Origin of the sequence: Segatella buccae ATCC 33574 (assembly GCF_000184945.1) — a bacterium.
In the GTDB taxonomy this organism is placed as follows: domain Bacteria; phylum Bacteroidota; class Bacteroidia; order Bacteroidales; family Bacteroidaceae; genus Prevotella; species Prevotella buccae.
The window spans coordinates 2,798,294-2,810,277 of record NZ_GL586311.1 but is presented as its reverse complement, the minus strand read 5'-3'; the positions used below and the strand labels follow the sequence as shown (position 1 = coordinate 2,810,277).

At 38.6% G+C, this 11,984-nt stretch carries 10 protein-coding genes; all 10 read left to right on the top strand.

What is annotated here, in order from left to right; all coding sequences use genetic code 11:
* Position 1: 1 nt before the first annotated feature.
* The 10 genes from HMPREF6485_RS11110 to asnB (HMPREF6485_RS11065) all read left to right on the top strand — a co-directional run bounded on the left by HMPREF6485_RS11110 (position 2) and on the right by asnB (HMPREF6485_RS11065) (position 11,982).
* Positions 2-1,120, top strand: coding sequence for a polysaccharide pyruvyl transferase family protein (locus tag HMPREF6485_RS11110; RefSeq protein WP_004346606.1), 1,119 nt, complete (start codon positions 2-4; stop codon positions 1,118-1,120).
* Positions 1,113-2,132 carry an acyltransferase family protein gene (locus HMPREF6485_RS11105; RefSeq protein WP_004346605.1) on the top strand — a complete coding sequence of 340 codons (1,020 nt, stop codon included), beginning with the start codon at positions 1,113-1,115 and terminating at the stop codon, positions 2,130-2,132. The genes HMPREF6485_RS11110 and HMPREF6485_RS11105 overlap by 8 nt, the downstream gene beginning before the upstream one ends.
* Positions 2,133-2,158: 26 nt before the next feature.
* Positions 2,159-2,941, top strand: coding sequence for a glycosyltransferase family 32 protein (locus HMPREF6485_RS13170; RefSeq protein ID WP_004346604.1), 783 nt, complete (start codon positions 2,159-2,161; stop codon positions 2,939-2,941).
* A gap of 33 nt (positions 2,942-2,974) precedes the next feature.
* The gene (locus HMPREF6485_RS11095; protein ID WP_004346602.1) at positions 2,975-4,123 is read left to right on the top strand and encodes a glycosyltransferase; all 1,149 of its coding nucleotides are present in this window, start codon (positions 2,975-2,977) and stop codon (positions 4,121-4,123) included.
* A gap of 2 nt (positions 4,124-4,125) precedes the next feature.
* The gene (locus HMPREF6485_RS11090; protein WP_004346601.1) at positions 4,126-5,178 is read left to right on the top strand and encodes an EpsG family protein; all 1,053 of its coding nucleotides are present in this window, start codon (positions 4,126-4,128) and stop codon (positions 5,176-5,178) included.
* 36 nt (positions 5,179-5,214) lie between these two features.
* Entirely contained in the window at positions 5,215-6,186 is a 972-nt protein-coding gene (locus HMPREF6485_RS11085; protein ID WP_169310386.1) for a glycosyltransferase family 2 protein, read from the top strand.
* A 32-nt stretch (positions 6,187-6,218) separates the two neighbouring features.
* The gene (locus tag HMPREF6485_RS11080; protein ID WP_082231332.1) at positions 6,219-7,286 is read left to right on the top strand and encodes a glycosyltransferase family 4 protein; all 1,068 of its coding nucleotides are present in this window, start codon (positions 6,219-6,221) and stop codon (positions 7,284-7,286) included.
* Entirely contained in the window at positions 7,283-8,119 is an 837-nt protein-coding gene (locus tag HMPREF6485_RS11075; RefSeq protein WP_004346598.1) for a glycosyltransferase, read from the top strand. Before HMPREF6485_RS11080 ends, HMPREF6485_RS11075 begins: the two co-directional genes overlap by 4 nt.
* A gap of 4 nt (positions 8,120-8,123) precedes the next feature.
* Positions 8,124-10,001: an asparagine synthase (glutamine-hydrolyzing) gene (gene asnB / locus HMPREF6485_RS11070; RefSeq protein WP_004346597.1), complete on the top strand. Its 1,878-nt coding sequence runs from the start codon at positions 8,124-8,126 to the stop codon at positions 9,999-10,001.
* Between the two features lie 115 nt (positions 10,002-10,116).
* Positions 10,117-11,982, top strand: a complete 1,866-nt coding sequence (gene asnB, locus HMPREF6485_RS11065) for an asparagine synthase (glutamine-hydrolyzing) (protein WP_004346596.1) — start codon at positions 10,117-10,119, stop codon at positions 11,980-11,982.
* Positions 11,983-11,984 lie beyond the last annotated feature (2 nt).

Here is an 11,984-nt window from a genome sequence, read left to right as displayed (position 1 = left end):
TATGCGCATAGGTATTATTACTTTTCATGCTTCACATAACTATGGTTCAAATTTGCAGGCTTGGGCACTGCAGACTTATCTTGAAAAGCGGGGGCATCAAGTCGAAATAATTAACTATCGTTCGTTTATACAAAAGTCAATATATTTCAAGCCATTTGATTTCAGCAGCCGTTATTGGTATAAGTATTCATTGCTGTCAAGCATGAAACGCTTGCTGTTATACCCTTCGAGTTTTAAAGGTATAACTAAAAAATGGAATCTTTTTGAAGATTTCCTTAAAAAAGAATTAAATTTGACTTGTGAGTATAATACCCGGGAACAACTCTGCAATGCTTCTTTTAATTATGACTTAGTAATAGCAGGGAGTGACCAGATATGGAATTATACCAATGAAACGTCATCCGTCTTTTTTTTAGACTTCTTGGATCCGGCCATTAAGCGGATATCTTATGCACCATCGCTAGGCCCTACTCCAGAGCGTGTGCCGATTGACTACCTGAAGAGGTATCTGTGTGGTTTTAATGCAGTGTCTGTAAGAGAGGAGAGATCTAAAGAATACCTTATAAGTAATCAGATTATAGATAATTGTGAGGTGGTCTGCGATCCTACATTTTTGCTTGATGCAGAAGATTATGAATCGCTCATTAGTGATGAACCTCTAATAAAAGAGCCTTATATTTTTTTCTATTCACCGACTAACTTGAAACCTTCTTATTTTGAAATAGCCAATAAACTGGGAAAGGATATGGGGTTACCTGTCTATACGGATAGGGCCTATTATCCTAAGGATATTAATAAATATCCATATATCCGCAATTCCTTTGAAGTCGGACCTAAAGAATTTCTTAATCTTGTGAAGAATGCTGTTTGTACAATTGGCAGTTCTTTTCATTTAGCAGCTTTTTCTATATTATTAAAAAAAGACTTTTATACGATAAATGGTGATAAAGATAGTCGGACAAATAATTTGTTGTCTAAATTGGGATTGCTAAATAGAGTTATCAGTCTTTCTAAACCAACTTTGTATGAACATAAATCTATAAATTATTCAGTTGGAATTGTTGAACAAGTAGGATCTTATCGAAAAAAATCATTAGAGTTTATTCATAAATATGTGTAAGAAAGAGCAGGGTAGCCAAATCCGAATTGATTCTATCCGTATCCCATGGTTGGATAATGCTAAAGGGCTTGGAATATTGTGTGTGATGTTTTGCCATGTAAGTTGGGGAGTTTTAGATAACCCTAATAACCTAATAGAACATTTTATCAATACTTTTTTCATGTATCTGTTTTTCATGGTTAGTGGATATGTGTCTTATCATTCGTTTTTTCGCTTAAACACTTGGGGACAATTACTTAGGTTGAAAAATTATTCTCTTCTCTTCCCCTTATTCTTTATAGGTATTCCTAAGATAATTTTACAAGATTATTATGAGCAAGGCGTTTTACAGCGGAATCCATTTGTAACGATGATAGTCGATCCAATGATGCGAGGTTATTGGTTCCTTTGGTATTTATTTATCATTCGACTCTTAGGAAAAATATTTAAACTTGTGATTGAATATGCACAAATTCATTTGTCTCGAACAATGAGAATTATTTTATATATTCTTCTTACATGTATTGGTCTGGTATTGATTAAATATTTCCAATATTATCCATTATTCTTTTTAATCGGATTTCTATTGCACCATAAAGATTATCTGAATGTACTAAAAACGAGTGATAATATTGTTGGCACTGCTTTTATGTTTTTTCTAATAGGCTTCATTATATGCGAAATATCTGATATGCAGATTTGGTTTGTCAGAAAATTTTTATTAGGATTGCTTTTTACCCCAATTGTATTTATATGGGCTTCGCATACAGGAACTGATAGTATGCTTGAAAAGGTTTTTAATTTATTGGGACGCTATAGTTTAGAAATATATGTTTTACATTATTTCTTTTTGATTGGATTATTAGACTCTTCTTTAATTCAAAATTTAAATATGCCAGAGCAAGGATTCTTATTAAATTTATTGTTCTATTTAATGATTAGTATTGCTTTAATCGTTTTTTCACTCTCTGTCGCAAGAGTAATTCATTATAACAAGCTATTAGAATTACTGTTGTTTGGTAAAGTTAAATAAATTATTTAATACAATTTTCATATATTATGATATCTAAAATTATACATTATACGTGGTTCAGTGGCGAGGAAATGCCTTCTGATGTCAAACGTTGTATGGAATCTTGGCGAAAGATTATGCCGGAATATGAGTTGCGGAAATGGGATATGGAGTCATTAAAGGAAATAGATTCTGTATTCTTAAAAGAAGCATTACAAGAACGAAAATGGGCATACGCTGCTGATTTTGTGCGGCTATATGCAGTTTATCATTATGGTGGCATCTATTTAGATACAGATGTGCAGGTGTATAAACCTTTTGATAGATTTCTTCAAGATAAGGCCTTTATCGGAAAAGAATCGTCCATCCACTTTGGTAAAATAGGTTCCTATCAAGGGCTCTCATCCCATTGTTTTGGTGCCGAGAAAGGTCATCCATTTATTAAAAGTTGTCTTGATTATTACCAAGATAGGCATTTTATCACTTCTTCAGTCAAAGAATTACCGAATGAATTGAGGCAAAATATTGTAACATTGCCGTTTATTCAAGCATTGATTGGAAACCAGATAGGGTATAATTGGAATCCTTCTTTTCAGCAGGAGCAAAGTTTAGAACATGGACTAAAAATCTATCCAGCTTATTTCTTTGATCCTTTCCAGGGAAAGACTGTAAACAGGTCGAAGTCTTATTGTTTGCATCTTGCAGTGGGAAGTTGGAGAGAAAACTATTCATGTGGAAAAACGAAAAACACCCTTGTGGAAAGGCTTATTATAAGAGTGTTAGGGAGCATTTTTCATAGAATGCATTACTGCCTGATAAAATTTAGTTGAGATTGTTTTGTATGTTTACCTATAATCTACCAAATGAAGATATTTCTTGTTTGTAACTCTCTTGGCGAAGGAGGGGCAGAAAGAGTCCATGTAAACCTGGCCAATGGTTTTGTTCAGCGAGGGCATGAAGTGTGGCTTGTTGTTGATTTAACGAAAAAGGCCACTTATCCGGTTGACGAACGTGTGCGGTTGTTGCAACTCTTCCCACCGAAAAATAATAAAATATTAAAGTGGGGAGGTGCTATTTTTAAATTGAGAAAATATTTAAGGAAGTATAAGCCGGATGTCGTTATTGGAAACATGAGAGCTTGTTCTTTGCTATCAATGTTTTCGGCCATTGGACTTAATGTACCTGTGGTGATGACAATTCATCATGCTTTAGAGAGCATGACTTACAAATTAAGTAGAATAGATTATATTTTAGACAGATTTACCCCATGTCTTTATGCAGCAACAACTCTTCTTACAGAACCGGATAGAGAATTGATGTTTCACAAATATCATAATACGAAGAAAATTTATGTAATACCTAACCCTTTAAGTTTTGCTCCATTAAAAGATCGTATCGTTTCAAAAGAAAATTTTGTATTAGCAGCAGGAAGAATAGATCAATGGCAATGTAAGGGTTGGGATATTTTAATTCGGGCGTGGGGAAAGGTTTGCCAATCTCTGGAATTAAAGGAAAATACTAATCAAACAATCACTGATAGAGCGAAAAAGGAAGAGAGGCAAGTTGAGTGGAGATTAAAAATAGCCGGTAACGGAAGTCAGAATACATTTGACATGCTTAGAAATATGGCCAGAGAAAATGGTGTAGAAGATAAAATAGATTTCCTTGGCTATCAATCAGACATGCTTAGTTTGTATCAAAAAGCAGCGATTTTTTGCCTAAGTAGTAGGAGTGAGGGACTCCCAATGGTGTTAATTGAAGCCATGAGCCAAGGGTGTGCACCAGTAGCGACAGACTTTAAAGGAAGGACTCAGAGCATAATTACCAATGAAAGTCAGGGGTTCTTGTGCAAACCAGAAGATGTGGAAGACTTGGCTCTTAAGTTAATTAAAATGATATGTGATGATGTTATGCGTAAAGAAATACAGCAATGCGCTTTAAAGCGAGCATCTTTTTATGAAACTAAAAATATCATAATGATGTGGGAACAGTTGTTTAAAGAAATATCTTAACAATGTCATTTGTTACTGCCCTAACATTATTTATTGGTTTATATCTCTTTTCCGGTTTTCTAGACCGGGTAAGAGGGGTGCGGCAATTGGGAATATTGCTCATTCTCTTTTTGATTTTCACATTAATGGTGGGAAGTCGGAATCCGGTATATTGGATAGACTCTTATGCTTATGCCTATTCGTTTCATGAAACGACAAATACATTAAGTACTTTTTCGTTTAATGATAAATTTTATGCTTATTCAGAAAAAGGATATTATCTTCTCTGTGTAATAGCAAAAACGATTGCGGACGACACTTTTTTCTATTTTACATTTATTGCGGCTTTATCACTTTTCTTCGTTTTTTACTCTTTAAAAAAATACTCATTGTTCCCAGTTTTGGGGCTATGTATTTATACGGCTCGATTTATGATGGCAAGAGATATGAATCAAATGCGTGCCGGTCTTGCCATTGCAATTATTATTGCTGCAACTACTTTTATAGCCAAGAAAGAGTATTTGAAATATATCATAATTTGCATACTGGCCTCCTACATACATACTAGTATTTTAATAGCAATCCCTTTGATCTTGTTTAATATGCTGCCAATACGGAAAATTCATATCTTATGCGGTCTTGCCCTTGCTTTCTTAGCCGCAGGTTTCTTGGGAGGTACCATTAAACAGGTTATTTCTAATTTTGATTTTGTACAGGAATTGGCAAAAGATTATATTACAGAGGGAAGCGAAAATGCATGGAGTAATGATTTGTCTAACCCTATGATTTATTATCAAACCATAATATTATTGATATTTACTTATGGAGAGAAAACATTCGTGAGGTTAACGAAGTATTATTATACGATAAGGAATGCTTATTTTTATAGTACGTTATTGCTGATTGTGCTTTGCGTTTATGGAACAGTTGCCGGGAGAACTTCAACTATTTTTGCGACTTACGAGATAGTAATTTTACCTTTAATTATTAGAGCTACAAAAAAAGAATATAGGGTTATACCATCGTTATTGGTTTTAGGGATATTGATTGTATTCTTTATTAGGAATTTCAATTGATTGAGGAAGTAATTGCTTATGAGTACGTTTACAATATTGACAACGACCTATAATAGGGCTAACTTCTTGGAGAGGTTATATAGGTCTTTATCGGAACAGACATTTAAGGATTTTGTTTGGCTAATTATAGACGATGGATCTATAGATGAAACATATAATTATATATGTTCATTGGTGCAGAAACCTTTTGGTACTTTTTCCGAGAAGGGCGAATTTCTTGGTAAATGCGATGCCGGATTTATGATAGAATACCATTATCAGGAAAATGCGGGCAAGACCAGAGCACTTAAATATGGTTTTGAAATAATACAGACTCCATATATGGTGGATATTGACGATGATGATGAAATGACACCTAATTGTTTGGAGACTTTCTATGAAGAATGGATTAAGATAAAGAGGCTGAATATCTCTAATATAGTGGCAATTAGGGCATTGGCAATAGATATAATGGGCAATGTGTCTGGAAAGTATAATCCTCAAAGCGATGTGGGGTATATTGATTCGAATTTTCTCGAAATGGAATGGTGCAGAAATAAGCACTTTGAGAATATAACATGTAGAGATATGGGGTTAGTGAATCAAGTAAAGATGTTTAATGATGATGGTAAATGGTTATATGATAAAGTTAAACTTGTACATGAATCCTTGTTTTGGAATAGGTTGGCAAGGCAATATGACACCAGATATGTTTTTATCCCTCTAAGAATCTATCACTCCGATAGTGGTAATTACACAAAGGCCGTTTTTACCAAACAAAAGTGTATAAACTATGTTTTTTCCATATATAATATAATAAATGAGCTTGACGAACTCCAGTATAAGAATTTCTATAGGTTTTTAATCTTGATATGCGAGTATATGACATGCGGTTTTGCATTGGGGATTAGAATTAATCAATTGTTAAATGCTTTGCATAGGAGAAGTAATAGGTTCTTTTGTGTGCTGGTTATGGTACCGGCTTGGTTAGTCAGCTTAAAAATAAGAAGCGGGTTTCATAAACTCTGAGGAACTCGTATAGTTAAAAGGAACGCTTATCAATGAGAATATCTTTTATTACTTCTACTTTACATTCCGGAGGGAGTGAAAGAGTCATGTCGTTGTTGGCTAATTCTTTTGCCAATCGTGGAAATGAGGTGGAGATCATCTGTCTGAACAAACATCTGGTCTTCTATCCCATAGACGAAAAAGTCAAAGTATGGTTTGCAGAGGAAGAGACCCGGAGCCGGTCTATCATGAAGAAGATGGTTTGGCTGCGCAGGCATGTCAAGGAGCGGAAGCCCGATGTAGTGATAGCTTTCATGCTTGAGGTGTTCTGCGCCACGCTGGCCTCTTTGATAGGCATGAGGGTGCCGGTAGTCTCGTCGGAGCGAATAGACCCTCATTTCTTCGGAAAGGCAAAAGGTTTCTTGAGATGGGTGCTTCTGCGCAGGACGGCACACTTGGTGGTACAGACTGAGCGCATCAAGGAGTTTTACTCTCCCCGTTTGCAGGCAAGGACCACCATCATTCGGAATCCGGTTACCGGTAAAGTCTTTTCACTTCCGGAAGTGGACAAGGAGAACAGAATTATCGCTGTAGGACGATTGGCATACCAGAAAAACTATCCGATGATGTTTCGTGCTTTCCGGAAGGTTTCGGAGCATTTCCCTCAATACAAACTATGCGTATATGGCGATGGTCCCCAACGTTCAGAGATAGAGGCCGGGATAGCAGCTATCGGGATGGAAGACAAGATAGTGTTGGCAGGGAAGTCGGATAAGATTATTGAGGAAATGAACCGCTCGAAGCTTTTTGTCATGTCAAGCGACTATGAAGGTATGAGCAATGCCCTGTTGGAAGCCATTTGCGTGGGACTACCGGTCATATCCACCGATGTGTCGGGTGCAAGCGATTTGATAGAACAAGGCATAAACGGCTTTGTCACACCGATTGGAGACGAGGAAGCGTTTTCTCTCGCACTCGAAAAGCTGTTGGGCGATGAAAAACTGATGTACACAATGGGTGAGAATAACCGCCGGAAAGCCGGCGACTTTAGAGAAGACCGCATTGTCGATCAATGGGCTTCATTAATAACACATGTAGTGGAAGGAGGAGAGAGAGTATGACAATATCTGTATTGATGTCCGTTTACAAGTCGGAAAGGCCGGAGTTCCTTGCCCAAGCCTTAAAAAGCGTCTGGGAAGAACAAACTTGCAAGCCGGCACAGATCGTGCTGATAGAAGACGGCCCTTTGACGGCTGGTCTTTATACTGTCATCGACCGCTATAAGGATATTCTCGGTGACAGAATGTGCATCTGCCGGAATGAAACCAACCAAGGACTGACCAAGTCGCTTAATATTGGGCTGCGGCAGGTTACCTCAGAGCTGGTGGCCCGCATGGACAGCGACGACAGGGCTGCACCGAGGCGGTTTGAAAGGCAGGCGGCCTTTCTGGAGCAGCATCCTGATATCGACATTGTGGGAGGTTTTTTGCAGGAGTTTGACACACAGCACGAGTGTCTGAATGTCCGTCACTATCCTTTGACACCTCAAGAGGCCCGGAAGTATATTGTCAAGGCCTCGCCACTGGCTCATCCTGCTGTGATGATGCGTCGGCGCATTTTCCAAAGCGGACTGAAATATGACGAGCGTTATCCGACCAGTCAGGACATACAGCTCTGGTTTGACGCGCTCATGGCCGGCTACCAAATAGCCAATATCCCCCAGGTGGTGTTGTATTTCCGTAGGGAAGGAGATGTGTTCAAACGGCGGAGCAGAGCAAAAGCCAAAAATGAGTTTAAAATCTATATGAAAGGCATCTATCGGATGAAAGGACTTATGACGTTGTCATATAAATATCCCATTGCACGATACGTGTTTCGAAATCTGCCTACTGCCTGGGTCAAGTGCATCTATGGCAGCCGGTTGAGAAACAGGGTGCTGGAACAAAAACAATGAGAGTATGTGTGGAATTTGCGGCTATATAGACGAAAAACTGTCTCTGGAGACGACTACGGAGATGGTGGCCATGATGAAGCATCGGGGGCCCGACCATCAGGAAGCCAGAAACTATCCCCGAAACGACTGTAGCTTGGGACACGCCCGGCTGTCGATTATCGACCTTTCCGATGCAGCCAACCAACCCATGGAATATGCAGGATTGGCCATTGTCTTCAATGGGGAAGTGTACAATTTTAAGGACATCAGGCATGAACTGGAGAAGTGCGGACATCATTTCCTGTTGGATTCAGACACCGAGGTCATCCTCCATGCCTATAAAGAGTGGGGAGATAAATGTGTGGACAAGTTTGTCGGCATGTTTGCTTTCGCTATCTTGGACACAGCCTCTAATGAGTTAACCCTTTTCAGGGACAGGGCCGGCGTGAAGCCCCTTTATTATTATGTGAAAGATGGTGTTTTCCTCTTCGCGAGCGAACTGAAAGCGTTTTACAAATATCCGGCTTTTGTCAAGTCCCTTGACCATCATGCTGCCGCATTGTATTTTAAATACGGTTATGTGCCGGCCCCCTACGCCATCTTCAAGAACACATTTAAGCTACGAGCCGGTCATATTCTCAAATATAACATTTCGGATCGGACATTCCGAATAACCAAATATTGGGATGTGCTGGACTACTACCAGCAACCGCGACTGGACATTTCTTACGAGACGGCAAAAGAAGAGATGGAGAGGATCCTACGCTCGGCATTCAACTATCGCATGATATCTGATGTGCCCGTGGGTATCTTCTTGAGCGGGGGATATGACAGCACCGGTTTGGCGGCCATCTTACAGGCAGATCGCACGGAGAGGCTGAAAACCTTTACCATAGGTTTTCCCACCGGTACCAATGAAGCACCTGCGGCCCGGGAAATCGCGGCACTGCTGGGTACGGAACACACGGAATATATTTGCACGGAAAAGGAGTGTAAGGAGATTATTCCCGAGCTGCCCTTCTTCTTTGATGAACCCTTTGCCGACAATTCGGCTGTACCCACGATTTTAGTTAGCCGGGTAGCCGGGGAAAAAGTGAAAGTGGCATTGTCGGCCGATGGTGGGGATGAGACCTTTGCGGGATATAACAGATATGCCGGTCTGGCAAGTGTCATGAAATATATGAGATTGCTTAAAGGCCTTAGAGGTAACGGCATGTCTCATGTCGTCAATACCTTGACCGAAGCATTAGCCCGTCCTTACTCTTTCTTGCACGAAAAAGGCGAGACGCTGGCCGCTATCCTACGTACTCCGCAGGCTTTCAGGACGGCCGTGGCCACCGAAGGAGGTTCTTATAGTACATTGGCCAAATCGGTCTACGGAGAGTTGTTGAGGCTGCCTTATCCTATTCCGGTTTTCATGCCGGATGAGCGTATGTTTGGCGATGCCATATCGGTGGCGATGGCAATGGATTATATCAACTACATGGCTGATGACATTTTGGTGAAAGTCGATAGGGCGGCCATGTCCGTCTCGCTCGAAAGCAGGGAGCCGCTTATCGATCACCGAATCATAGAGTTTGCAGCACGCCTGCCCTTGAACTATAAATTTAAGGATGGTGTACAGAAACGTATCTACCGCGACATTGTCTACAAATATATTCCCAAACGAATGCTCGACCGGCCCAAGACCGGATTTATGATGCCTGTCGACGGTTGGTTGCGCTCCGACTTGAAATATTTGATAGAGGAGCATATCAATGACCGAGCACTTGACATGGAGATTTTCAATGCAACGAATGTGCTGAAGATCAAAGATCTGTTTTATGACAGCAAACTCGGTCATGAGAATAAAGTGATATGGCGATTATTGATGTTTCAAATGTGGAAAGAAAAAAACATGTAGCATTGTCTTTGTAATGCTTATATCGGAAAAACTAAAAAGCACAGGAAGATATGTAAATGACACTTCGATTATGAGGTGCGATTTTTCCAACAAATAAAAGTTATTTAGAGAAAATATGTGTGGTATTATTGGATATATAGACAAAGCTCCTTCCGTTGAATTAGGATTACAAATGGCTAAAGCACTGAAGCATCGTGGGCCTGATCATCAAGGCGCAAAATTATATGCTCAGAATCATTGTTGCTTAGCTCATGCACGGCTTTCTATTATTGATTTACGAGCGGCAGCTAATCAACCGATGGAATATGGTAATCTGGCTATTGTGTTCAATGGTGAGATTTATAATTTTAAAGAAATAAAAGAAGAACTTAAGAGGCTTGGCCATCAGTTCATGTTAGATTCCGATACGGAGGTTATTCTTCATGCTTATGAAGAATGGGGAACTTCTTGTGTTAATCATTTTATCGGGATGTTTGCTTTTGCAATTTTAGATCAAGAAGCTAATGAGTTGATTCTTTTTAGGGATAGGGCAGGGGTAAAGCCACTGTATTATTATGAACACGAAAACTGTTTCATGTTTGCAAGTGAGCTAAAGGCATTATATCCCCATCCTGATTTTCACAAGGAGCTTGACCTTGAAGGCGTAGCATTGTATTTTAAGTTTGGTTATATTCCTACTCCTTTTTCCATTTTTAAAGGTGTTAAAAAGTTGCCACCGGGCACTTACTTAAAATATTCTATTTCGACTCGCACTTGTGAGATATTTAATTATTGGAATGTGCTTGACTATTATACACTTCCTAAATTGACATTAACTTATGAAGAAGCAAAAGAACAATTGGAAACAATATTGAAGTCTGCTTGTAATTATAGAATGGTATCCGATGTTCCTGTAGGTGTTTTTTTAAGTGGAGGATATGATAGTGTAGGTGTAACAGCTCTATTACAAAATGAGCGGACAGAAAGGTTGAAAACGTTTACTATTGGTTTCCCTATTGGTAATAATGAAGCACCTATAGCAAAAGAGATTGCTCACTTGTTAGGGACTGACCATACTGAATATATTTGTACTCCAGATGATTGTAAAGGTATAATTCCAGATTTACCATATTTTTATGATGAACCTTTTGCTGACAACTCTGCTATACCTACGATTTTAGTGAGCAAGTTGGCAAGGAGGCAAGTCAAAGTAGCTTTGTCAGCAGATGCAGGAGATGAGATTTTTGCAGGATATAATAGTTATACGTCTTTAGAAAAACAGCTAAAATATTTAAAGACTGTAGTTAAAAGTGATTTGTTGTCTAACTTGTTTATGCAAATAAGTAAAATAACAAACCCATATTCGTTTTTGAGGGAGAAAAGCGAATGTTTTGCCAAACTTTTTAAATATGAAGATTATCATCGTATTTCTGTTGCATTTGAGGGAGGGGGCTCTCTTATGCAATCACTTTTTTCTAAGATAATAAATCTTCCTTATCCATCTCCATCATTTTTGCAAGATGAACGTTTAATAAAAGAGCCAATTTCTATAGCACAAGTTATTGACTATTTGAATTATCTTCCTAACAATATATTGGTAAAGGTAGACCGAGCCACGATGTCTGTTTCTCTTGAAGGCAGAGAGCCTCTCCTTGATCATCGTATCATAGAATTTGCGGCACAATTGCCAGAGGAATATAAATATTTGGATGGAAACAAAAAGAGGATATTTAAAGATGTAGTTAATAAATATGTCCCTAAAGAGATTATGGATCGACCTAAAACAGGTTTTAGTATGCCCATAAATAATTGGCTTAAAGATGATTTAAGGTTCTTGGTTGAAGATAATTTAAATGATTCTATGGATAAATCATTCTTTAATACTCGCTTTATTTCACAGTTGAAAGAATTATTTTATGCTGGTAAATTGGGCCATGAAGAAAAAACGATATGGAGATTGATAGAATTCCAGTTATGGCATAAGCAAAACATGTCAAATTGATA

Excerpts from the sequence above, each read along its gene's own strand:
- HMPREF6485_RS11110 (WP_004346606.1), top strand. The coding sequence starts at position 2 with ATGCGCATAGGTATTATTACTTTTCATGCTTCACATAACTATGGTTCA.
- HMPREF6485_RS11105 (WP_004346605.1), top strand. The coding sequence starts at position 1,113 with ATGTGTAAGAAAGAGCAGGGTAGCCAAATCCGAATTGATTCTATCCGT.
- HMPREF6485_RS13170 (WP_004346604.1), top strand. The coding sequence starts at position 2,159 with ATGATATCTAAAATTATACATTATACGTGGTTCAGTGGCGAGGAAATG.
- HMPREF6485_RS11095 (WP_004346602.1), top strand. The coding sequence starts at position 2,975 with ATGAAGATATTTCTTGTTTGTAACTCTCTTGGCGAAGGAGGGGCAGAA.
- HMPREF6485_RS11090 (WP_004346601.1), top strand. The coding sequence starts at position 4,126 with ATGTCATTTGTTACTGCCCTAACATTATTTATTGGTTTATATCTCTTT.
- HMPREF6485_RS11080 (WP_082231332.1), top strand. The coding sequence starts at position 6,219 with ATGAGAATATCTTTTATTACTTCTACTTTACATTCCGGAGGGAGTGAA.
- HMPREF6485_RS11075 (WP_004346598.1), top strand. The coding sequence starts at position 7,283 with ATGACAATATCTGTATTGATGTCCGTTTACAAGTCGGAAAGGCCGGAG.
- asnB (WP_004346597.1), top strand. The coding sequence starts at position 8,124 with ATGTGTGGAATTTGCGGCTATATAGACGAAAAACTGTCTCTGGAGACG.
- asnB (WP_004346596.1), top strand. The coding sequence starts at position 10,117 with ATGTGTGGTATTATTGGATATATAGACAAAGCTCCTTCCGTTGAATTA.